At 32.9% G+C, this 23,015-nt stretch carries 20 protein-coding genes; 5 read left to right on the forward strand and 15 right to left on the reverse strand.

The annotated features are described in order from the left end of the window. Nucleotides 1–341: 341 nt before the first annotated feature. The 5 genes from pulA to M1D73_RS13710 form a co-directional block, all read right to left on the reverse strand. The gene (gene pulA / locus M1D73_RS13690) at nucleotides 342–2,900 is read right to left on the reverse strand and encodes a type I pullulanase (protein ID WP_121868265.1); all 2,559 of its coding nucleotides are present in this window, start codon (nucleotides 2,898–2,900) and stop codon (nucleotides 342–344) included. Nucleotides 2,901–3,383: 483 nt separating this feature from the next. Next, nucleotides 3,384–5,087: a M4 family metallopeptidase gene (locus tag M1D73_RS13695; RefSeq protein ID WP_481158036.1), complete on the reverse strand. Its 1,704-nt coding sequence runs from the start codon at nucleotides 5,085–5,087 to the stop codon at nucleotides 3,384–3,386. A 340-nt stretch (nucleotides 5,088–5,427) separates the two neighbouring features. Then, nucleotides 5,428–7,380 (reverse strand): bifunctional metallophosphatase/5'-nucleotidase, encoded by a 1,953-nt coding sequence (locus tag M1D73_RS13700; RefSeq protein WP_001171083.1) that lies wholly within the window; start codon nucleotides 7,378–7,380, stop codon nucleotides 5,428–5,430. A gap of 403 nt (nucleotides 7,381–7,783) precedes the next feature. Then, the gene (locus tag M1D73_RS13705; protein ID WP_000379366.1) at nucleotides 7,784–8,299 is read right to left on the reverse strand and encodes a DinB family protein; all 516 of its coding nucleotides are present in this window, start codon (nucleotides 8,297–8,299) and stop codon (nucleotides 7,784–7,786) included. 129 nt (nucleotides 8,300–8,428) lie between these two features. Next, complete coding sequence (locus tag M1D73_RS13710; protein ID WP_000869612.1) at nucleotides 8,429–8,905, reverse strand: AraC family transcriptional regulator; 477 nt, start codon at nucleotides 8,903–8,905, stop codon at nucleotides 8,429–8,431. A gap of 251 nt (nucleotides 8,906–9,156) precedes the next feature. On the opposite strand from M1D73_RS13710, the gene M1D73_RS13715 reads away from it, so the two are divergent. Together M1D73_RS13715 and secY are read left to right on the forward strand one after the other, a co-directional pair. After that, nucleotides 9,157–9,624, forward strand: a complete 468-nt coding sequence (locus tag M1D73_RS13715; protein ID WP_000589640.1) for a VOC family protein — start codon at nucleotides 9,157–9,159, stop codon at nucleotides 9,622–9,624. A 354-nt stretch (nucleotides 9,625–9,978) separates the two neighbouring features. Then, nucleotides 9,979–11,283, forward strand: a complete 1,305-nt coding sequence (gene secY, locus M1D73_RS13720) for a preprotein translocase subunit SecY (protein ID WP_000490135.1) — start codon at nucleotides 9,979–9,981, stop codon at nucleotides 11,281–11,283. 85 nt (nucleotides 11,284–11,368) lie between these two features. Here the strand turns inward: secY and M1D73_RS13725 are convergent, their stop codons facing one another. Beyond that, a complete protein-coding gene (locus tag M1D73_RS13725; protein WP_000234337.1) occupies nucleotides 11,369–12,286 on the reverse strand; it encodes a DMT family transporter in 918 nt (305 codons plus the stop codon). A 148-nt stretch (nucleotides 12,287–12,434) separates the two neighbouring features. Between M1D73_RS13725 and pdxR the strand changes: the two genes are divergently transcribed. Continuing rightward, nucleotides 12,435–13,868 (forward strand): MocR-like pyridoxine biosynthesis transcription factor PdxR, encoded by a 1,434-nt coding sequence (gene pdxR, locus M1D73_RS13730; RefSeq protein ID WP_017673309.1) that lies wholly within the window; start codon nucleotides 12,435–12,437, stop codon nucleotides 13,866–13,868. Nucleotides 13,869–13,995: 127 nt separating this feature from the next. Here pdxR and M1D73_RS13735 read toward each other — a convergent pair whose 3' ends face one another. Further along, nucleotides 13,996–14,922, reverse strand: coding sequence for an NADP-dependent oxidoreductase (locus M1D73_RS13735; RefSeq protein ID WP_098212927.1), 927 nt, complete (start codon nucleotides 14,920–14,922; stop codon nucleotides 13,996–13,998). Nucleotides 14,923–15,178: 256 nt separating this feature from the next. Here M1D73_RS13735 and mleBCA point away from each other — a divergent pair, with 256 nt between their 5' ends. Further along, nucleotides 15,179–16,033: a BCA family alpha/beta fold macrolide esterase gene (mleBCA, locus tag M1D73_RS13740; protein WP_001290783.1), complete on the forward strand. Its 855-nt coding sequence runs from the start codon at nucleotides 15,179–15,181 to the stop codon at nucleotides 16,031–16,033. 111 nt (nucleotides 16,034–16,144) lie between these two features. On the opposite strand, the gene M1D73_RS13745 is transcribed toward mleBCA, so the two are convergent. Both M1D73_RS13745 and M1D73_RS13750 read right to left on the reverse strand, forming a co-directional pair. After that, nucleotides 16,145–16,480 carry a hypothetical protein gene (locus M1D73_RS13745; RefSeq protein ID WP_098212926.1) on the reverse strand — a complete coding sequence of 112 codons (336 nt, stop codon included), beginning with the start codon at nucleotides 16,478–16,480 and terminating at the stop codon, nucleotides 16,145–16,147. A gap of 11 nt (nucleotides 16,481–16,491) precedes the next feature. Continuing rightward, a complete protein-coding gene (locus tag M1D73_RS13750) occupies nucleotides 16,492–17,661 on the reverse strand; it encodes a ParM/StbA family protein (RefSeq protein WP_000025622.1) in 1,170 nt (389 codons plus the stop codon). A 208-nt stretch (nucleotides 17,662–17,869) separates the two neighbouring features. On the opposite strand from M1D73_RS13750, the gene M1D73_RS13755 reads away from it, so the two are divergent. Further along, complete coding sequence (locus M1D73_RS13755; protein ID WP_001093141.1) at nucleotides 17,870–18,274, forward strand: hypothetical protein; 405 nt, start codon at nucleotides 17,870–17,872, stop codon at nucleotides 18,272–18,274. 44 nt (nucleotides 18,275–18,318) lie between these two features. Here the strand turns inward: M1D73_RS13755 and M1D73_RS13760 are convergent, their stop codons facing one another. The 6 genes from M1D73_RS13760 to ypeB form a co-directional block, all read right to left on the reverse strand. Continuing rightward, nucleotides 18,319–18,855: a DUF1697 domain-containing protein gene (locus M1D73_RS13760; protein ID WP_098212925.1), complete on the reverse strand. Its 537-nt coding sequence runs from the start codon at nucleotides 18,853–18,855 to the stop codon at nucleotides 18,319–18,321. A gap of 29 nt (nucleotides 18,856–18,884) precedes the next feature. Next, nucleotides 18,885–19,949 carry an aromatic acid exporter family protein gene (locus tag M1D73_RS13765; protein WP_098212924.1) on the reverse strand — a complete coding sequence of 355 codons (1,065 nt, stop codon included), beginning with the start codon at nucleotides 19,947–19,949 and terminating at the stop codon, nucleotides 18,885–18,887. A 103-nt stretch (nucleotides 19,950–20,052) separates the two neighbouring features. Beyond that, entirely contained in the window at nucleotides 20,053–20,565 is a 513-nt protein-coding gene (locus M1D73_RS13770) for a GNAT family N-acetyltransferase (protein WP_121868266.1), read from the reverse strand. 11 nt (nucleotides 20,566–20,576) lie between these two features. Continuing rightward, nucleotides 20,577–20,933, reverse strand: a complete 357-nt coding sequence (locus M1D73_RS13775) for a hypothetical protein (protein ID WP_000976446.1) — start codon at nucleotides 20,931–20,933, stop codon at nucleotides 20,577–20,579. A gap of 106 nt (nucleotides 20,934–21,039) precedes the next feature. Continuing rightward, a complete protein-coding gene (locus M1D73_RS13780; protein ID WP_000854053.1) occupies nucleotides 21,040–21,636 on the reverse strand; it encodes a YhcN/YlaJ family sporulation lipoprotein in 597 nt (198 codons plus the stop codon). A gap of 26 nt (nucleotides 21,637–21,662) precedes the next feature. Beyond that, on the reverse strand, nucleotides 21,663–23,003 hold the full coding sequence (gene ypeB / locus M1D73_RS13785; protein WP_000943727.1) for a germination protein YpeB: 1,341 nt from the start codon (nucleotides 23,001–23,003) through the stop codon (nucleotides 21,663–21,665). Between the last annotated feature and the right edge of the window lie 12 nt (nucleotides 23,004–23,015).

The following is a 23,015-nucleotide window of genomic DNA, read 5'->3' on the forward strand; positions in this document are numbered from 1 at the left end:
TACTTTTTACGCCTTTGTTATTTTTAAACGATTTGTAGGAGTTAATACAACTCGAACATCTAGTTCGTTATATGTTCGAATATATAATAAACATTATATGAATTACGAATGTATTTCAGGTAATTTTATAAATAAACTCAAAGATATCTTCTCCTCCTACTGTCATAAAAGAAATAATCTATTGCTTATTTCTTTTATTAAATTGTAATATAATTACAGTATGTGAAATTATATTACATTAACTTTAAAAGCGAAGTGAGAATAATCTTCACTTCGCTTTTTTCATTTGCAATCCTTATTAACTTTGCTCAATTCAGTATTTATTTCCACACTCTTCGCTTTTATTTAATTGGTTTTTCTGATTTTAAAACAATGGAACTTAATGCAGGAACTTTAATTTTATTGTCATGGACAACATAAAGTGGTTTACTTCCCGCCTGCTTGCCATCTACTAGTACTTTCCAAGGCCCTTTCGATGGAAGTGTTATTTCAACAGCTTCTCTATTTGCATTGTGAGCCACTGTAAAGTATTCATGTTTATTCCCCTCTATTATATAAGCTACAGTATTTTTTGGAGCATCAATAAATGATACGTGTGTTTTTATTTGCTCTGCAGATGTCATTCGAAAAGCTGAGTACTTTTTGCGTAATTCTATTAAACCCTTCATATAATCTACTTCATTATTAAACGTTGCACGGCGCAGCCAATCCATCTGGTTAATTGAGTCTGGAGATTTGTAACTATTATGATCACCGTATTTCGTCCGCATAAACTCTTGCCCTGCATGTAAAAATGGAATTCCTTGTGATGTTAATAAAATCGAAGAAGACAATTTGTGCATTTGTGTTCGCACTTCATCGCTGTCACCTGGATTAGTTAACTCAAGTTTATCCCATAATGTATGATTGTCATGTGCTTCCACATAAGTTAGCACCTGTTCCGGATCTTGATAGGTAGACGAATTTGTATCGTAGTCAATACCTGCCGTAATACCTTTTTTAATACGATCTTCCATATTTTCCTTTCCATTTATAAAACCATTTTCTTTTTCCTCAAATACACTACCTTTTAACCCATCACGTATATTATCGTTAAAATGAGCAATCCCTTTCATTTTCTCTGCATTTTTTTGATTTGCTTTCAGCTCAGCTGCAAGAGGTGTATTTAAATCCCATCCTTCTCCGTGTAGTATAATAGAAGGGTCAATTTGATTAACAGCTTTACGTATTTCATTCATCGTTTCATAATCATGAATACCCATTAAATCAAAACGGAATCCATCTAAATTGTATTCTTTTGCCCAATATGTGACGGAATCTATCATAAATTTCCTCATCATTTTTCTTTCTGAAGCAGTATCATTTCCTACTCCAGTTCCATTTGCAAATGTTCCATCTTCATTGTAACGATAATAATAACCTGGAACTAACTTATGGAAATTAGATTCAGCAGCGTTATACATATGGTTATATACTACATCCATCACCACTCGAAGATTATTATCATGTAGTGTTTGAACCATTTGCTTTAATTCAGTTATTCGCACAGTTGGCTCATAAGGATTTGTAGAATAGGAGCCTTCTGGAACGTTGAAATTTTTAGGATCATATCCCCAGTTATATTGCGGTTCATTTAAAGTCTCTTCATTTACAGAAGCATAATCAAATATCGGTAAAAACTGAACGTGAGTAACACCGAGATCCTTTATATGATCAAGTCCTGTTTTTACACCTTCTGGCCCTTTTGTTCCTTTTTCTGTTACACCTAAATACTTCCCTTTCTGTTTAATACCACTTTCAGGTTGAATGGAAAGATCGCGTACATGTAACTCATAAATAATAGCATCTTCCGGATTTTTAAATTTTGGCTTTTTGTTTGCTTTCCATTTTTTCGGATTTGTTTCTTCTAAATTAACGACTGCACCTTTATCCCCATTTACAGAAGCAGCACGCACATATGGATCAACCGCTTCAGTCCACTTATCACCAATTTTGACCTTATACGTATAAAAGAGCCCTTTTTGGTTCCCCTTTAGTTCTGATGTCCAAGTTCCCTTTTCACCTTGTTGCATGTTTATTTCAGCACCTATTTTATCGCTCCATTTTTTATATGTAACTAACTTCGCTTCGCTTGCAGTAGGAGCCCATAAACGGAACTTTGTATGTTGCGGAGTATATGTATTTCCTAAATCGTTACCACCATAATAAAATAAATTATCAAATTCTTCGCTACGAATGACTTTACCAATTTCAGTATTCGTATCAGCTAAGTTTTCTATTTTAACTTTGTATGTTTGTTTTAAATCAATTTTCTGTTCCGTAATTATTTTGACCTTATTAGTAATATCGCCACTGTTTATATCATAAGGAGTAATATTCTTAATTTTAATGCCTTCAATTTCAATTTTCTTTTCCTTAATATTAAACGGGACATTAGTCGTTACAGTAATTTCATGGAAACCATCAATAGTTGCTTTTTGAATTGAGAGATCCGATGAAGGCTTAGAGTTATATACTTTTTCATCACCCGAAAGGATCCATACTTCAGCACGACCGTCCTTTATATTTTCAATCCAACGATCCCCACCATCTTTTTCCCATTCATTTGTTCGAACTATAAATCCTACACGATTATAGTCACCGTCTATTTTTATCTTAGCGTATTTTCCAAATTCATCTTCACCAGTAAATTGATAAGATGTACCATTTGCATTTTCTCCCCATAACCAAAGATTCCAGTCTTTTGTATTTCCAAGCTTTTCTTTGTAATGAATGATAATTTCAGTTGTTTTCGAATTTGAAACTGCCTTCACACTCTGAAAGGAGAAAACAGATGATAACATAACGATTAAAGTAAGTAATAAAACTGTTTTGTTAATTAATCTTTTTGTAATTTGCATCACATACACCCTTTCTTCAAATATTACTAACGATTTATTATGCTTACACTGAATAACACTGCTTAAATTAATCTAGAAATCTCTTTTACTTCACCTCCATATCGGCTATTTTCACGTATGTATTTCAATGACCTTTTAATACGAAAACGTTTGCATTATTACTTAAAAAAATAGATTTGTTTATGCCTTCATATATTTGTAAATACTAAAAGATCAGGGAAAACATTTTAAAGCAATCGTTTGTTATCGCTTTCATTTTATAGACTTTCTATCAAGAGGTCAATATATTATTAATTTTCTGTTTTTATATATTTTAAACCTTATTTATTTGTCACAACTTCTTACAGATAAAGTGCCTCATTATTGCTTAGTCAGTTTATTTTCAACGATACATTGCCACGTAAAAAACAGCTAATATCCTTAAAATGACATTAGCTGTTTTTCATAATGTATTAATATATGAATGATAACTATATTTCTAAATTACTTAATTTTTGCTGCATCAAATGCTTTTTGAACTGCTTGAACTTCAGCTGTATTCGCACCATATTTATTAGTTGCCACTCGAATACATGCTGATCTCAATTCTTTGAAATTAGAAGTCATGTTTAACTCATCTGTATTTGCATAATAGAAAATATCAAACATTTTATCTTCACCAATTCCTTTAACAGTTACTCCGTTATGAGTTCCGCCTTTTGCAATCAGATACGCAACTTTATTAATAATACTTGAATTAAAATGAACACCGCCTTGATCCCATCCATTAAAATCGTTAAATTCACTGTAATCATCTGGATAAGGCACTCCAAGTGAAGATGGAACAGAAGCTGGGTTTTCCATATCACGGAAAACAGATCCCGTTTGTTCTCCCATTGTCCAGTTAAAGTTTCCATTATTTACGTATTTCTCAATAGATGTTCCCATAATATCAGATAGCGCCTCATTAATCGCACCGGATTCCCCGTAATATTCAAGATTAGATTCGCTAGAAGTAACAGCATGTGTAAATTCATGTCCAGCTACGTCATATGCTTTAACAATAGGATCGCCATATACAAGCATACTTCCATTATTAGCACTTAATGCATTCTGCCAATTTTTCGGATCATTCGTCTCTTCAGAATCCCAAGCGTGTACAACTGAAACTACCTTTTGTCCCTTATTATCAAAGCTATTACGCTTGTATTTATCTTTATAAAAATCAAATACTTTTGTTGCTAAGTAATGAGCACTTACTGCTTTTGGATCGTTAAATGTTGCCGAAGTACTTGTCGCTAATGTACCAGGATAATAGCTTTCTTCTTTAGTAATATCTCTGTAATTCACATCATATGTTTCAATGCCTTGCCCTCTTGTATAATCAGCAAGAGCATATTTGCCATTACTTTGTTTAGAGATACCAAATGAACGATTAATACCTAAATCATCTTTTCCTGTTCCGGTTAATGATGTAAGACTGCTTTGTTTACTTTTCTTTAAAGCTCCAACTAGTTTGTCACTGGCCTTTAAGTTAGATTCTTGTACCATATTTTTTAACATATCACCATTTTGTGCATTTACTAAATAAGTACCAGAAACATAGTTTGGTGTTGCAGCTTTGAAGGTAACTTGGTATGCATTGCTAGCTTGTCCATTATTTTCATCAACAAAAATAACCTCTTTAACTTCTGGCTCAGAAATAAACTTGATATCGTTCCCGTATTTCGTATAAATATATTGTTTTGCTTCATCTTTTGATAGATTAATAGGTTTTTTCAATTCTTCTTGTTTTAAATTTTGCGCGCTATCACCTGAAACACTTTTAATAACACCCTTATTATCTACGTGTGCAGTTAATTGATGTCCATATACTTCTTTTCCTTCGTATGTTTGCTGCATACGCACAAGTGTAGTTCCATCATACGAACCACGTTTTTGAAGGACTTTATAATCTACTCCTGCTTCTCCATTGACTTGTTTTTGGGACAGAGCTTGTTCTGTTTTCTCCTTAAGTGCATCCTTTACTACATTTTCTGGTGCCTTTTGTGACGGCTGTGTAAGTTCACCCGAACGGAACGATTCCTCCTGAATTTGAACTTGTAGTTGATCTGTTTCCTCTGCATGACCTACCCCATATGGTGCCACAGCTGTTAAAGCTAATCCTGTTGTTAATGCTACCTTAGTTAATGTCTTTTTGTTTTTCATTATTTCACCTCGTATAATTTTTGAAATAAAAAGCTTGTACAAAGTATACTGTCTATTAATGTCTAAAAAAAGAGAAAATACACAATTTATGTAACATTATGCAAAATTACATAAATTGTGGTCAATATTATAAATAATGAACGGAACACATATGTACATTAATTTGAATAAAAGAGAGTCCTTATAGGTGCTCACCCAATTGGTTAGTTATTAATTATCTATATTCATTGTAATAAAAGTATACTTACCTCTAAATAACAACATAAAAACCCACTCTTTACTATTGTAAGAGTGGGTTTAATGTTATTAAAATAACAATTACTATAAGAAATTTTATAATTTATATTCTTTTAGTAATCCTACTAAGTTTTTTGTAAAATTCACCTTTTGTCTTTACATGATTAAACTGATTTGGATTAATATTTGCTTTTTGTGAGAGTAATATAATCTCTTCTTTTGAAATTGAGTCTTTCGTATTTATAGATGCTATATTTGTGTATTTTCCGTCTTCTGTTTTTGGAATTTCTAAAATCCCTTTATTCACAAGATCAACTACCGCCTTATGCTCTGAAGAATGTAAATCTACACCAGTAATTTTCCAATTATGCATAACTTTTGGTGTGTATACACCGTTCTTTACCTCTTTTAAATATGTAATAGCAAGGTTACGAATGGTTCCGCCTGTTTCTCCAAATGCATTCTCTTGTTTAGATGACCAAATTTGTTCAAACTTACGCCCCTCTAAAGCTCCACCTTTTGCCTGAAGAGCCTCCATTCTATATGCATTCATTCCCAACGTCATAACATCGCTCATTTTGATTGGTTTGTTTGTACGAATAGAGCGTAAATTTGTAATTCTGCTTCCATATGGTTTTGTTAAGTCAATTTCGTATTTTACGCCTCCAAAGAAATCGTTCGTACTGTATTTAGATGCACGGCGGGTTTTATCAAAGCTAACGGTTACATCTCCGGCACGAGATGAGTTAAAATATCCTGCTGCCCATTCCATATAGTCTTTTAAATCTTTTCCAGAAATCTTATATACTGTAATTTCTCCCAAGGCATATTGGTAATTGTACGCAATATCTTTTTTCTTAATAGGGCCTGTATCTAAACGGGCATAATCATTATCAATTTGATGGGCTACTACATCTGCTTTACTGTAGTAGAGCATAACTTCATGAAAGAAATCTGATAAAGGTGTTTCTTGAATCTGAACACTTGGAATACCCTTTATTTCATTTTCAGGAACAAGATTTCTACCCTTTAATTGAGCGACTACAACATTTGCATCTCCTCTCGCATATTCGTGAAAAGGTGTTAATGTTTCTTCAAGTGTAGGATCGGATAATATCGTTGTCCCATCAGCATTTTTTACAGGTATAGCGGTAGCAGTTTTATTTTTTAAAGCCAACTTACCATCTTGCTTTGTAAAAGTAAGGTCAATACGTGAAATATGTGTTCCATATTTATCTGGTTCTGTAATAATTACGCCATTTACAACTTCTTTTTTTACAAGTTTATGCATATGAGCCGCAAAAATAGCACTTAGTTCCGGACAAGCATTTGCAATATCTTGAACACCAGTACCAGGGATACCATTCTCATTTTCTAGTCCCATATGCATAACTCCTACCATTACATCTACTTTACCTTCTAATTCCTTAATTGCCTTTTTCGTCTCTTCTACCGGATTTTTCACCACTAAACCATTTAAGTGATCTGTCCCTTTTTCAAAATCACTAATCATTGGTGTATTCATACCAATAATCCCAACTTTAATTCCACCTTTTTCTACAATTGTATATGCAGGAAGAAAGCGCTCTCCATTTTCCTTATAAATATTTCCTGCTAACGTTTTTCCCTTATATTGCTCACTAACTTTTTTCAATGTATCTAATCCAAAGTTGAATTCATGATTTCCAAATGCCCAGGCATCATATCCCATTGTATTCATCGCTACCATCATTGGCGATTGTGGCTTATCGTTGAATAATTCTACTGAGTTTCCTTGAATTGTATCCCCGGCATCTACTAATATGGTATTTGGATTTTCTTGACGGATCTTCTTTATAACCGTATAAAGCTGCGTCAAACTTCCACTCATATTTGCTCCATCAAGCGCATAATCCCAAGGCATAAATCTACCATGAATATCTGCAGTACCTAACAATGTAATATTAACTTCAGATTCCTCAGCCTTAGAGATAGATGGTTTGACTATTACTGCCGTTCCAAGCAGTAATAAAATTACAAAGTAACATACATAGTTCTTCCATTTCATTTTTTGCATAATAATTATATTTCTCCCCTTTTTGTACTTTCATAAAGTTGCTTGAACTTTAAAAATGTAACTTATTATTCAGGAAACTTCAACTACAAAAGATAATTTTGAAGGTGGTTCTGTTGCAAAAATAAAGAGAATAAATTGCATACATCCCCTAACAGAATTGTATTTTATCGTTTTCTGACAGAATACTCCTTCCTTAAGCGTGTGAAGTGTACTTTCAAAAAAATAACCCCGCTCTTCATTTAAGACGGGGTTACACTTATACAGAAAATCGGATAGTTTCATATTTTCTTAAGCTTATTGGTCACTTTCAACTAATTTTATTCTATTTTTGTTTTCTTCTGAATCAATATGAATCAACCGTTTCCCCTGTTTATAATACGTATCAATAAATAGGGAATAATTTTTACTTTTCAATTTCACAAAGCAATTTTATCTCTTTTATTTGTGAAATATGACGCTGTTCATGTAAATAGATCAATTCTATCCACTGATCAAGGGATAATTCTCCAAGAGCTGGATGCATCACTGATTTTTTCGCTAATATAGACTCATCTTCTATTGTACTCAGGAAACGCATCAATTCTTTTCTTGATTCGTTTAGCATATTGAGCATTTGCTCCACTTCAAATGGTTCTATACTTGGTTCAATCATTTCTGGAGCTATAAACTTTTTCGTTCTATCTAATAAAATAGTGTGAATTTCTTTACGCTCATTTTGGGTACTATCTAACTTTTTTAACCCTGAGGAAATAACTGTTATCACTCTCTCATCTAATAAAACTAAATGATGACAAACTTGTGCAATACTCCATTTATCCTTATCTGGTTTCCTATTAAATTGAGCATCACTCAACAAAGTAATTTCCTCAAATAATTGATCTCTCGTTTCATAAAACTTGTCATTTACAAATGTATCCATGTGGATTCTCCTTTCATTGCAACCTACATACTTAAATTTCTACGCTAGAGATATTATCTTCAAAAAAAGTTTTTCTTTCACTACTATTCCAATTTTATTTTAAAGCCACAAATGAACTTATTTGTTTTTTTATATCTTTTTAATTGGCACAAATAAATCAACCTTTAACTTTCCGTCTAGATCTTCAGCAACATTATTTAAGCAAAACTCTAAATTATCTCTATCATAATCTGCATCATACTCACTATTTGGTAACCACTCTACATACATGTATTGATACGCTTCACTTAATTTATGAGGTTCATCATAGAACTGGTATAGACCATATGTACCTCCATCTAATTTTTTAAATTGCACATCATGATACTTTTCTTTATCGAAGTTTTCAGGAATCGTAACACATGCATCATGCCGGCACTTATGACTTGCAACAAGTTCAGGATTATCCAATGATATTCCGATAAATGATTGCTCTGGTGGATACAGTTTATTTTCAATTGACCAATTCAGTAACTTTCCCCAGTGATCTTGCGGTTCAAAGTAGCTACCAGTTCGTCTTATATACGCTACTTCTAATGGTGGTAATTTTTTTATAACAACTTTCATTTATATCTTCTCCCCTATAAATATGTACACTGTTTAATTAGCTTTCTTTAACATTTATTCCTTCTTAAATAAAAAGAATTCTCTAATCATATAAAGTGAAACTTTAATCAGCGGGAGATGAATTTGAATTGAAATATAATTGATTACTATTACTACTAAAGTAGTATGTACTTTCATACTTTTATTTGATTTTACATTCTTTTTAAATCGATATATTAATTGTAAGAAAATAAAAAGGTGGAGGATTTTAATTGATTAAAGGAATATACGAAGCGCATTTACCAGTGAGTAATTTACAACAATCTATCGAATTTTATGAAAAACTAGGGCTGAAGTTAGCCTGGAGCGATGAATCAACAGCATTCTTTTGGATTGAGGAAGGGAAAAGTTGGCTAGGATTATGGGCGGGCTCTGAATACGAAACAAAATATCATCCTTCTTTACGTCATATTGCATTTAGAGTTTCCTATGAGGATTTAAAAGAATCATTACATTGGTTACACTCACTTCAAATTAAAGCTGTTCCGTTTGGGAGTAATGAATCTATTGAACCCTTTGTCCGTCCACATCAAGGTAATGCATCTGTTTATTTTATTGATCCAGATGGTAATAGCTTAGAACTTATTTGTCATATTGTTGTACCTAACGCACTAAAACATATAACTGATAAATTATCCTTTAAAGATTGGGAGACGCTATTAGCTGACACATTTGAATGAATATTAGTTATAAATCATAATGGCTCGCTTTTATTTTTATAACATGTATAACAATCTTGAATAATAATGTCCTATCAATTTATCATTAAATAAATGTAAAAAATGACCCTATTTATTCATTTTTAATGCGTATGTATGTACATTTGTTAATTTATTCGATATATTATGGGTATTGAATGATTACGTAAAGTGTATAGGTCGCTTATATAACACCTTATATTTTTATATCCGTGAAAACTACAAAGTGTATGAAAATCCATTTGTCAAATGAATTTAGTGCGGAAGGAGGTTTGTGGTTACTTCATAGGGTATAATAATCAGTTTTTTACTGATAAAAATATAGGAGGCGACATAATGTTTCGTACGATTTCAAATTTCATGAGAGTAGCTGAGATAAGAAGGAAAATCCTTTTTACACTAGCGATGTTAATCGTTTTTCGAATTGGCACGTTTATTCCAGTTCCTCATACTAACGCAGAGGTATTAAAAGTACAAGATCAAGCTAACGTTCTAGGTATGTTAAACGTATTTGGTGGAGGAGCATTGCAACATTTCTCAATCTTTGCTGTAGGTATTACACCATATATTACAGCTTCCATCATAGTACAATTACTACAAATGGATGTTATACCTAAGTTTTCGGAATGGGCAAAGCAAGGAGAAATGGGCCGTAAGAAATCAGCTCAATTCACTCGATACTTTACAATCATTCTCGCATTCATACAGGCCATCGGAATGTCTTATGGCTTTAATAATATAGCAGGTGGACAATTAATAACAGATCAAAGCTGGACTACATACTTATTTATTGCGACAGTTTTAACTGCAGGTACTGCATTTTTACTTTGGTTAGGCGAACAAATTACCGCTAACGGAGTTGGTAATGGTATTTCGATGATTATCTTCGCAGGTCTCGTTGCCGCGATTCCAAATGTTGCAAATCAAATTTATTTACAACAATTCCAAAATGCTGGCGATCAGCTATTTATGCACATAATAAAAATTGTTTTAATTGGACTCGTAATTTTAGCGATAGTTGTTGGTGTTATTTACATTCAACAAGCTGTACGTAAAATACCGATCCAATATGCAAAAGCTGTTTCAGGAAACAATCAATATCAAGGAGCAAAAAACACTCATTTACCGCTTAAAGTAAATAGTGCTGGTGTTATACCAGTTATCTTTGCTTCTGCATTTTTAATGACGCCGCGTACAATTGCGCAGCTCTTCCCTGATTCAAGCGTATCAAAATGGTTAGTTGCAAATCTTGATTTCGCACATCCAATTGGAATGACACTTTATGTCGGTCTTATCGTTGCTTTCACATACTTCTACGCATTTATTCAAGTAAATCCTGAACAAATGGCTGAGAATTTGAAAAAGCAAAATGGATATGTTCCTGGTATTCGTCCTGGTAAAGCAACTGAACAATATGTAACTAAAATTTTATACCGTTTAACATTTATCGGTGCAATTTTCTTAGGTGCTATTTCTATATTACCGCTCGTATTCACGAAAATTGCTACGTTACCACCTTCTGCTCAAATTGGTGGTACAAGCTTACTTATCATTGTCGGTGTAGCACTAGAAACTATGAAGACGTTAGAAAGCCAGCTTGTAAAACGTCATTATAAAGGCTTTATTAAAAAAGTGAATTAATTATCAAAAACACAGTTGGTTATTTTTCCAACTGTGTTTTTGATTTTATCAGTCCTGTAATATACAGGGCTGTTGCTTTATTAAACTACATCTCCTTCTCTAATAACCGCCCTTTTTTGAAATAAGTCCGTAGCGTTGAACGATTGGCCAAAAATACACCAATCAATATAAGACAAGCCCCCATTCCCATTGTAGGATTTAAAGGCTCTCCTAAAATGATATATCCCACAATTATTGCAATTAATGGTGATACATATAACCACGTCGATGGAAATACTGGATTTGTTTTTGATAAGAGCCAGTAATATAATCCGTGTCCACCAATCGATCCGATAAATATGAGATATAAAATAGGCCATTGCACACTCCATGAAGTTAATACAGTTACATTTGGTTGTTCTACAATAATAGATGCGATTAGTAGTAAAATCCCTCCATAAAACATTTGAATTCCGTTAATAAGAAATGGTGATACATTTGATAAATCTGAAAGTATTTCTTTCGAACGAATAGAGCCTATTCCGTAAAATAACTCTCCTATAACTAAAACAATACAAGCAATACTCCATATGAAACTTACTTGTTGATGCATTCCTGGTAAAGAAACAAATATAACACCTATCAGTGCAATAACTAAAGCAACGAGTTGTTCCTTTTGTAATTTCTCCCTATTCCTCTTTGCTTGTATTAATAAAATCATCATTGGTCCCGTAGCAGAAAGAACAGCAGCTAATCCCGAAGAAATATATTGTTCTGACCAATATAAACTTGCGAATGTCATAAATGTTAAACAAAATCCAGCATACATAATACGTTTTGAAAATATATGTGGCATAATTTCTTTTCGCTTTAATTTAAAAATAATCATAAGGATTATACCCGCTAAAAAGAAGCGAATTCCTGCTGAAAACAACGGTGGCGCTCCTGCTTCAATTCCAATTTTAATCGTTAAAAATGTTGTCCCGAAAATAATACATACTAAAATGTAATTAAAAATGACCATTTTACTTCCTCCTTTTTACTCTTAAAATGAGTATAGAGGCTATGGTGTATAACAGTGTATCGGTACATATAACAGTTACTTCAAGTTGTAGTTGATTCCCTATATATTTTTCGCTTTAATTAAATTAAAAAGAAAAATAGGTGAACCTATGAAGATTGTATTGCGTAAAGAATCAAACATACCGTATTACAAGCAAATATATATGCAAATTGTTGAAAGAGTACAAAGTGGTATGCTTTCACATGGTGAATCCCTTCCTTCTTTACGTTGTATGGCCACAGATTTACAAATCAATGTATTAACTGTTCGTAAAGCTTATAAACAGTTAGAAACGAAAGGGTATATACGCATCGAACAAGGAAAAGGTGCTTACATATATAAACGTGTAAAGAAAGATTTCAAACCGATACCGTATAAATGGCAACTATCAAGATCTATTAATGTTATGCGTTCTCAATATGCAATGAATAAACACCGTAAATATTATGATTTTTCACAAGCAATTCTGTATCCCCGTCTGTTACCAAATCCATTTTTGGCAGACGAAATGCATAAATTGCTGGATAAAAATCCGATGTTGTTAGCAACTTATGGGCCAGTTCAAGGCGATTATGAATTGCGAGTTGAAATAGCAAATTACTTAAATGAACACCAGAAATTAGTGACGGACCCATCTCAATTATTAATTACAAGCGGAGCACAACAAGGAATTGATTTAATTGCTCAAACATTATTAAAACCTGGAGATACTGTATTAGTAGAAAGTCCGTGTTACAGTGCCGCGCTTGATGTTTTCATCAATAAAGGTGTTCAAATCATTCCTGTTTCTCTTGATAATCATGGAGTTCGCTCCGACTTAATTGATGATATTTGTCAAAGTAAAAATCCCGTTTTATTGTATACGAATCCGACCTTCCAAAACCCGACAGGTACAGTAATGAGTAAAGAACGAAGAATGGAACTTATAGAACTAGCGGGGCTATATCAATTTTTTATCATTGAAGATGATTCTTTCGGAGAAATATATTTTGAAGATGCTATAATCCCGCCCCCAATCAAAAGTTTTGATAAGGATGGCCACGTAATATATATAAAAGGATTTAGTAAAACGTTAGCACCAGGACTGCGTATCGCGGCGCTTATTGCCGATGGTCCTATTTTTGAATGGCTATATGCAGTAAAAGGTTCAATGGATATCGGTAGTCCTTTATTAACACAAAAGGCACTTCTACCGTTTTTACGTGCAGAACGTATGAAAAACCATTTAGAAAAATTACGTACAGCTTTACAAATGAGACGTGATTTAACAATTGATATATTATCGCCATTAAAAGAACTACACTTTGAAATACCAAATGGAGGTTTTAATTTATGGGTGACACTACCTGATTCGATAGATCCCTTTACCTTATTACAAAAAGCAAATGAAGTAGATGTCTCTTTTTTACCAGGAACAGCTTGTCTATTAAACTACGAAACAAATGATAACCAATTAAGAATTAGCTATTCAATGTTAAACGAGAAAGATATGGAAATTGGATTAGAGAAATTACATGATACAATACGAAAAAGTATTTGTTAGAAGCAATATTACATTAGCCAACAATAAATAATGCCCGCAAATGAAAATGTATAGTATGGGATATTATCTATTGTTGAGCTTTTTCGTTATTCAAATCTAGTTACTCTATAAGCTGTAATCTTTATTATCATTCCACTTTAACTACAATCTTTCCTCTAACATGTTGTCCTTCACTCAAAATATGAGCTTCTCGAACTCCTGCTTCATTAAATGGCACCACTTTACTTATGATTGGTTTGATTTTTCCGTTTACAATTAAAGCTGATAATTCTTCTAATTGTTTTCCATTTGGTTTTAGCCATAAAAATCCTGATTTTATTCCTTCTACTTTTTGTAGTGGTTCATGAACAATGGAAACTAGAACACCACCAGGTTTAATAATTCGAAAACTTTTTTCTTGCACTTCGCCACCTATTGTATCTAACACAATATCAAAATCTGATACTAGTTCTTCAAATTTATCTTTTTTATAATCAATAACGAGATCCGCTCCTAAAGACTGTAAAAATTCTTTATTTTTACTACTAGCAGTCGTGGCAACAAAAGCTCCAAATGATTTTGCGATTTGGATTGCCAAACTTCCAACGCCACCAGCTCCAGCATGAATGAATACACGGTCATTCTCTTTTATTTTTGCGTAATCTACAAGACTTTGCCACGCTGTAAGTCCTGCAAGAGGAATAGAAGCTGCTTCTTCGTAACTAATATTATTAGGCATATGTGATACTAAATCTAATTGTACTGCAATGAATTCAGCATAAGAGCCGCTTCCTATATTTTCAGGTTTCGTAAACACTTTATCTCCTATATTGAAACACTCTACATCTTCTCCAACTTCTTCAATAACTCCAGCTACATCTAATCCTAAAGTGATTGGAAATAAAAAGCGTAACTGTTCTTGTAAGTCACCTTTTCTTATTTTCCAATCAACTGGATTAACAGATGTTGCATAAATACGTATTAATACCTCATTATTCTTAACAACCGGTTTTAAAACTTGTCTTTCTTTCAATTCTTCAACACTGCCATATCGATCAATAACGATTGCTTTCATTTCCTCTCCTCCTTGCTGTTTATTTTAATAACATACAATTATTTCTCAAAATTTTTTGCCTTGAATTACCATATACTTATTTTTGGGGGTAATTATGCAAAAAGCATTATAAAGTGAAACTTTAATCATTCCTCACCAATCGGGCTCTTACTGCCCGGCAAATAGCGGGATGAATTTCAAAAAGAATCTTACACACATCTTAGAATTATTCAAAACTGTATTATTAATTAAATTCAAAAGAAATGGGGCTAACTTTATGAGTGAAAAGATATTTAAAATAAACGGTATTGATATATGTACAGAAAGCTTCGGTAACTCTAATGATCCCGCTATTTTATTAATTATGGGAGCTACTTGTTCAATGATATATTGGGATGAAGAATTTTGTGAACAGTTGGCGAACACAGGAAAATTTGTTATTCGCTTTGATAATCGCGATGTTGGACGCTCTGTTACATATGAACCTGGCACTTCAAATTATTCAGTAACAGATATGGCTGAAGATGCAATCGGAGTATTAGACGCTTATCATATTGATAAAGCCCATCTTTTTGGTATGTCATTAGGTGGTATGATTGCTCAAATTGCCGCTGTAAAACATCCCGAAAGAATTTTGACGCTAACTTTACTAGCGACTAGTGTAATAGGATCTGATAATAATACTCGCGATTTACCCCCAATGGATGAAAGGATTTTAAAACATCATGTAAAGAGCGCAAGTATAGATTGGACAAATAAAAATGATGTGGCAGAATATTTAGTTTCAGGATCTCGTCTATTATGTGGATCAGAACGAATATTTGATGAAAATAGAGTTTATACACAAGTAAAACAAGAAATAGAACGCGCAAACAATTTATTAAGTATGTTTAATCACGCTTTACTTCAAGGTGATGATGCATATGAAGGTGTACTTCACTCCATACAAGCACCAACATTGGTTATTCACGGAACAGACGATACAGCACTCCCATTTGAACATGGCCTCGCACTAATTGATGAAATTCCAAACTCAGTACTATTAACTCTTAAAGGGGCAGGCCATGAAAACCATCCAGATGACTGGGAAAGCATAATTAACGCTGTTTCTAAACATACATCTAAAATTTAGATAAATAACTAATGGAAGGGGGCACAAATTGTGCCCCCTTCTAGTTACAAACAAAAACCCATCACTGTATTCGTATGTATAGTGATGGGGACTTTTTATATTTTTCTATGTTTAAAAAAATGGACAATCTAATTGATCAACAGATTCCCATAATTTTTTTTTTGCATTTTCGGTGGATGTATATGTGTCTAGTGTCATGTTTTTAAAAGGGTTTACTTCGACTTTTAATAAGGATGAAGGCTCCACATATAATGAGAAAACATGGCTGCTTGGTAAAGCTTTTGAAACGTCAATATCTCCAACTTGTTTAAATAGTTGCTGCGCAGCAAAAAAGAAGAAATTAGTTGGATTTGATTGTTTATTCAGCCACGCAAGCATTTCAGGTGATACCGATTTATGAATATTGATTTTTACTCGATCACCACGTTTATATCGCCTAGATCGCATACTTCCACCAACTAACTTATCGTTAAGTTTGTAAATCCTAACTCTTTTTGCTTATGCTCTCTATATTTTGGCGAACAAGTATAAACTAATAATCCTCGTGCATTTGTAAATAACGGATTATCTACAAAGATTACATTTTTGAGTCGTCCTTTTTGCTTTAAAATCATTTTTAAACTATTTTTAATAATTACTGCACCCCCGCCATAAATAAACACGTATGGATCGTCTTTCATATCATCAATTTTATTTATAATATCTGTTGCAACACGTGCTGCTAAACCTAATAGCGCTGGCTGTGATTCCTCAACTAATAAGGTATTTCTCGGATGCTTATCATTTAAATAAATTTGATTGAATTCTGTAATACTATCAATCGTTTTAGTTGGATACTTCCGGTTCCATCTCGTAATGATTTGTAGTAACGTCTCTTTTACACCATAAGATAAACCTTTACTTAGTTGCGGACGGAAATTCACCCCTAATGAAACGACTTCTTCTGTCGTCCCTGCACCAATATCAAAAGAGAGTAGAGTTTTATCTACAAAATCAATTTCAGAAACTTGATTTTGCTCACATTCTATTTTATGTTTCACAACATTTCCTTCTTCATCGTATACAATGCCCCACGTACCAGAAGCGCCCTCAGGCAGGCATTTACAATACTCAATTGAAACATTAATTGTCACATCGCGTCCGTTCGGATAATGGAAAATAACCTTATGATTTCCCATATAACGTTTTGCATTTTCAGCAGCTATTTCTTGTGTAATAAGCTGCATAGGAAGAGCGACAGATAAATCATAACGAATATTAATATGGCTAGAAGTTGGACTTTGACGCATAGCGCTTACCGCCAAACCTGATAGTATTGTAATAACCATTAACTCATCCGTTGACTTATTCGATTTCTTCTCTACCTCAGTACCTTTTAATTGATCTTGAATAACTTTTTCTCCAACGATATATCGTACATTATTTAGCATTAACGATGGCGAACTTATAGTCACATCAATGTGGTTTTCTAATTCAGATAATGAAACATCTACCTCATCTAAGAGTCCTGTAGGCTCACCTATATATAAAGAATAAATACTCGGAATAAAAATAGGGTCTTGCCCTTTCACCATTAACTTCAAACCGTTGTTTCCTGCATCTGCACCAGCTTTTAAAAGTATAGACATAACTACCCCCTAAATTAATCTGACATCCCTTCCAAATATATGCGAGCCCATTCTTTTACATTCAAATGTATTGTAATTTTTTATTTATCATAAAAACAAAATATTGCATACTTACATATTGTATGTAAAAAATATTTGACATGACACTTTTCCAATTTTATACTTATATTTGTAAAGAGTTTTTTACAATCGAGGGGGCAATTATTTATTGAATACTAAAAAAACTATTTTTATAATCATTGTTTTAGCATTAATTGCAATACTAGTACATGGCACATATAAATACATAACTGAAGGTTCTATTTTAGGTGGTACGATTTTTGCTATTTCGTTAATACTTAGTAATTTAATTAATCACATTACTTGGGGAGATCCCCACGGTGTGTCAGAAGAAAGTCAAGATGAGATGGGACAACAAATTACATATAAAAGCTTTAAAATTGCGTATTTTGTGCTTGTAGTTGTAATGTTCCTTTTATTAATCTTCTCCGAAGGATTTTCTATGGGGGCTAATTTAGATGGAGTAAAAAACCTCCCCCTGTTCATCGCAATTTGCTCTTCATTCTTTATTTATCCTATTGTCGAACTCATAGTTGCAAAACAATATAAGTAAAAAGATGAGGTTTTCTACATGTAGAAAACCTCATCTTTTTATATTTACATACTCTCTACAATTGCTTTTAATTTATTCACAGTCCGCCAATTCCTAACTGTAGCTGGTGTATGTAACTTCTGAAACTGGTTCATTAATTTAGAATTTCGAATGCTATTTTTGAAAAATAAATAAACGACCTTCTCATCTATATAGCAATCTTCAAGTTCACTTTTAAATGTAAGCAATTGACTACTCTCTTCTTCAGAAAGTACATTAGCTAAAAAAGCAATATGAACACTTTCTCCTTCTAACAATGAATGAACTTCATATGGACATTGTTTAATAATATTTATAAATTCATCATGTGTTCTTAGCATGACTGGAACATCGAAATCAAATTCTTTTTTTATTTCAGATTGTATTCGGTCCTTTAGAAAGTTTATACCTTCCTCAGATTCGAACACAATATTACCACTTTGTATATATGTTTTCACTTGTTTTAACCCTTTTGATTCAAACACTCGTTTTAAATCAGCCATTTTGATTACTTTATGGCCACCGACATTGATTCCTCTTAGTAATGCAATATAAAGTGTCATATTATCCCCCCCACAGTAAAATGAACTTATCAATTGAATCGGTTTTCCCACTCATATTTCTCGGATATTTGTTTTAATTGTTTTAATTCTTCTAACATATCATGAATAGATAATACCTCAAATAAAATAATAGATTCACTTGAAAAATGGTGATGATAATGATTTGGTTTATAATCTTTTAAATCATTTTTATAACTCCAAAATTGCTTGTCTAATTCAGCAATAAGTTTGAAATGTTCCTCATCAATTTCATTACAACGGTTTCTCAATATAGCAATTATAGAATGAATTGTTCGTTGTAATATTTCTCTTTCACTTTGTGACCAGTCACAAGTCTCAATTGATACCCGAGCTAAATTATCTATATGGTAAATGATTTGCTGTAATATATGAAGTTGCTTCTGCATCGTTAAAAAGCTTCTCATTTCCTTCTTTGTATGTTGATGATATTTCCAATCTTTCTGCTCATATTGAACAAATTGTATCGCCTTATGCAATAATAAAGTCAATTTAGATAAATCCTGAGCAGTCTCCTTTTTCACACCTTTTCCTGCAACTAATGCAGTAATCCATTCTTTCATAATATTTGCTGTTTTAGCAAATAGATCCTCTGTACATCCAAAAATCATTTTCGTGTAGTGGGGTGGAAAAATGAAAAAATTCACTAAAGTAGATACTATAATACCAGTAGATGTAGTAGCTAAACGAATTAAAAATGCAGTAAAATAATGATTTGCCGTAATTGGAATCATTGCTACGGCAGTTAAAGTTGCAACTAAAGTTCCCGCATGTAACCTTAGTTTTTGACATGTAACGATCGTAAACATTGCAGCTAATGCATAAGAAATTGCTTGGTGGCCTAGGAAAAATGTGAAAGTCATGGCATATGCCGATCCAATTGTTGAGGCCGGAAAGCGAATAAGTCCTTTTTTTATTGAGTCTGTTGCAGTTGGTTCAATTGTAACAATTGCTGTTATTACAGCAAAAATAGTTGGGATGTTAAAAAAATCACAAACTAACACTGTAAGAAAAACTGCAATTCCAGTTTTAATCACTCTTCCTCCAACGATATTCCATTTTCTATCTTGATTCATTTTTTATATCCTTCATTCCTGTTTCATTTTATATATATATATTATATATTGTTAAAATAAAAAACCTACTACTTGAATATTCAAGAGTAAGTTTTCTATCTCATTATTTCATTATAGATAAATGCATTATTATTTGTTGGCCAATTGGTCCCATTCTTCTAAAACCTTTATCTTGGAAACCAACTTTTGCATATAAATTTTGTGCAGGAATATTTCTTTCATTCACAGCAAGTACAACTTCATTTTTTATTGGAAAATAACGTTTTACAAACTCTTCTAATAATATCAATGACTTTTTAGCGAATCCTTTTCTTTGTCTATTGTGATTAATAGAAAATGACGTTAAAAGTAAAGCATCCTCATTATCTGTGAACTCCTTTACTCTATCTCCCGTTTCCAATGCGAAAAGACCCACCGGTACCCCATTGTGATCTAAAATAACAATCACATTTTTTGTATGATCACTTTTTGCTTTCTCCAGTAATGCGCTTGGATCTGATGTAAACTGAACTTGTTCACTTGGTAAAGTAAATGTTTGTATAACTTCTTTATATTTCTCCTTATACGGAGCTAATTGAATTTCCCCTGTGTGTATGTTCATGCTAAACTCTCCCATTTTTTAGCTTATTAACTTATACCTTGCTGTGCTTTTGAATGCACTCTTCCATCTAAAAAGGTAATTTCAACAAATGAATTTGGATCGTTCCCTTTCCAAGCAAAAATTTGTTTAATTTGTGTAGAATGCTCTACCCCTTCTTCTATAAGTAAATCTCCTTCAAAACCAATTAAATCTTTCACTTCTGTATAAGTCATTCCTTCATTTATACTCGAGAAATGATTTATATTGATAGACTCTTTCTGTTGCCTTTCCATCACAGTAGAAGAAGTTGCTGTTTGGTTTTTCACTTCTTTTCTCTGTTCACACGCTGTCATACTGAAACCTAAGCATAAACTAAACAATATACATGCGCTTTTTTTCATCATAACAGTTGTCCCTCCCATGATAATTAAACCATATATTCCCTTAAAAATAAACTGAATATTTAATATTGTATTTAAAAACCTCGTACAATTAAGTACGAGGCTAATTTCATTTATTCAAATGATTATTTGATTGATCATCCTGTTCTTTTCTTAACTCTTGTTCTTCATCTTTTGGTAATTGTTTATCATTATCTTTAATTGGATTCGTTTCTCTATTTTCTATCATATCATTTGGAACTTGTGGCATTACTCGGCCCACAATAGCGGCTAATTCATCTAGTATACCTTCACCTGTTTTTCCTTTTTTAATTTGCTTTCCGATTTGTTTGAGGCGTTCATACGTATCAACATCTGCTACAACGACTGCATTAGCACCGTCAGGGTCATTTTTTAAACTTTCTGCAACAGAGTATTTAATTGATTCAACTCGAGTTCGATCAAGTTTTGCTTTTACATCAATACCTACAATAGCATATTTTCCAACAACGACCGCTGTTGCATCATTCACACCTGGCACACTTGCTGCTAAAGATGCTAAATGATCTGCTGCTTTTTCATTTGGCTTATTTGATTTATTCGTATAATTAACATTTTTCATTGAAACATTTTTTTGTTCCGGCTTTTCGTTTGGATTGTCTTTTTTTCCAATACTGCATCCAGTTATAACGAAGCAAAGCATCAATATATATATTAGAGTTTTCATTATTTTCACCACTTCACTATTAAGGTTTAATCATAAATTTTTTCAACAGCTTGCATTTTCTTTACCTTTTCCTCGGCCCCGCTATTAGCATTAATGAATATTTGGTACGTATCTTTTCCTAAAGTGCCTACAAATTCATAGCAAAGCACTTCATTATGCAAATCATTGACTACTAAAGCTTTACGTTCTTCCATGACTTTTACATCCGGATTGATTTTCTTTCTTGCTTCTGCTGCAGTTAGCTTTGCCGATGGAACTGTTCGCTTTTGATGTGACGCTAAGTATTCTTTTGCGGAGAACCCAACGATAGAACCATCATCTAAAGCAATTTTCATTTGGATTGCTTCTGGATAAATTCGTACTCCATTTTCATTTACTACATACGTAAATACACCAACATTATCATATTGAGAGCTATCATAAAGCTCCATATTATTAAACTTATGGTCCTTTAAAAATTTCAAACCTTTACTACCTGCATCGTTTAAACTAACTTTCTGTTCTTTAATTTCGCGGTTATTCATAACCCAAATTGGATATCCGCCTTTTCCGGTAATATCCATATAGAACTCATTGTTCGTTGCTTCATCTTTAATTTTCACACTATAGAAGGATTCTTTCGCACCTTTTCCACTTTTCTCTACATCTACTTTTTCATTTCCTTTTAAATTCAAAAACGATTTGGCAATTTTCGCTGCTTCATCTTTAGAAATTGCCTTTCCTTCCGCTTCAAATCCGCCTTTTTTATTTTTTTGCGCACTTGTAAAGGTCGGTCCGAAGTTTGTAGAAGAATATGATGTTACGTTTTTCTCTACAGTTTTCAATCCATCAATAATTGTGTTATCTGCTGGATCACGATTTGATGCAAGTGCCATTTCTACATCCATCCAGCGTAAATTATTTTTCAAAACAAGATGTTGTACTTTTCTTAGTTCATCTTGTATATTTCCTGCATTTGAATATAAAGTTTGTAGCGTTTTATATTCTTGCTCATTTAACGGCTCTTTTTCTAAATCACGAATGGCTGCACGGTAACTGAAATCACCGATATTCGCTAAAAATTCTTCCGTTTTATTAAATGGCATTAATGTTAAAGGAAGTTGTCCTACATCTGAGCGAGCTTCAGATGTTAAACGCCATACATCCGCTAATGCAGGTGATAAAGATGATCGTGAATTCATCGCAAGTGTTGTACCAATTTTATCGTGTAATAAATCGACTTCGTATGCTAAATCATGGAATGCACGTTGATAGCTATTTTCCGCTCGAATTAAAACCGCATTTTTCTCTTGGTGCTCTTTATAGCCCCAATAGCCTGTTCCTACTACACCGACTGTTAATAATACAATGATAATACCTCGTAACATTGTCCCACCTCC

It is taken from the genome of Bacillus sp. PK3-067 (assembly GCF_056738645.1).

What these genes read in the sequence shown, in the direction of transcription:
- pulA (WP_121868265.1), bottom strand. Translation starts at nt 2,900, where the DNA reads ATGCAAATTACAAAAAGATTAATTAACAAAACAGTTTTATTACTTACT.
- M1D73_RS13695 (WP_481158036.1), bottom strand. Translation starts at nt 5,087, where the DNA reads ATGAAAAACAAAAAGACATTAACTAAGGTAGCATTAACAACAGGATTA.
- M1D73_RS13700 (WP_001171083.1), bottom strand. Translation starts at nt 7,380, where the DNA reads ATGCAAAAAATGAAATGGAAGAACTATGTATGTTACTTTGTAATTTTA.
- M1D73_RS13705 (WP_000379366.1), bottom strand. Translation starts at nt 8,299, where the DNA reads ATGGATACATTTGTAAATGACAAGTTTTATGAAACGAGAGATCAATTA.
- M1D73_RS13710 (WP_000869612.1), bottom strand. Translation starts at nt 8,905, where the DNA reads ATGAAAGTTGTTATAAAAAAATTACCACCATTAGAAGTAGCGTATATA.
- secY (WP_000490135.1), top strand. Translation starts at nt 9,979, where the DNA reads ATGTTTCGTACGATTTCAAATTTCATGAGAGTAGCTGAGATAAGAAGG.
- M1D73_RS13725 (WP_000234337.1), bottom strand. Translation starts at nt 12,286, where the DNA reads ATGGTCATTTTTAATTACATTTTAGTATGTATTATTTTCGGGACAACA.
- pdxR (WP_017673309.1), top strand. Translation starts at nt 12,435, where the DNA reads ATGAAGATTGTATTGCGTAAAGAATCAAACATACCGTATTACAAGCAA.
- M1D73_RS13735 (WP_098212927.1), bottom strand. Translation starts at nt 14,922, where the DNA reads ATGAAAGCAATCGTTATTGATCGATATGGCAGTGTTGAAGAATTGAAA.
- mleBCA (WP_001290783.1), top strand. Translation starts at nt 15,179, where the DNA reads ATGAGTGAAAAGATATTTAAAATAAACGGTATTGATATATGTACAGAA.
- M1D73_RS13745 (WP_098212926.1), bottom strand. Translation starts at nt 16,480, where the DNA reads ATGCGATCTAGGCGATATAAACGTGGTGATCGAGTAAAAATCAATATT.
- M1D73_RS13750 (WP_000025622.1), bottom strand. Translation starts at nt 17,661, where the DNA reads ATGTCTATACTTTTAAAAGCTGGTGCAGATGCAGGAAACAACGGTTTG.
- M1D73_RS13760 (WP_098212925.1), bottom strand. Translation starts at nt 18,855, where the DNA reads ATGACACTTTATATTGCATTACTAAGAGGAATCAATGTCGGTGGCCAT.
- M1D73_RS13765 (WP_098212924.1), bottom strand. Translation starts at nt 19,949, where the DNA reads ATGAATCAAGATAGAAAATGGAATATCGTTGGAGGAAGAGTGATTAAA.
- M1D73_RS13770 (WP_121868266.1), bottom strand. Translation starts at nt 20,565, where the DNA reads ATGGGAGAGTTTAGCATGAACATACACACAGGGGAAATTCAATTAGCT.
- M1D73_RS13775 (WP_000976446.1), bottom strand. Translation starts at nt 20,933, where the DNA reads ATGATGAAAAAAAGCGCATGTATATTGTTTAGTTTATGCTTAGGTTTC.
- M1D73_RS13780 (WP_000854053.1), bottom strand. Translation starts at nt 21,636, where the DNA reads ATGAAAACTCTAATATATATATTGATGCTTTGCTTCGTTATAACTGGA.
- ypeB (WP_000943727.1), bottom strand. Translation starts at nt 23,003, where the DNA reads ATGTTACGAGGTATTATCATTGTATTATTAACAGTCGGTGTAGTAGGA.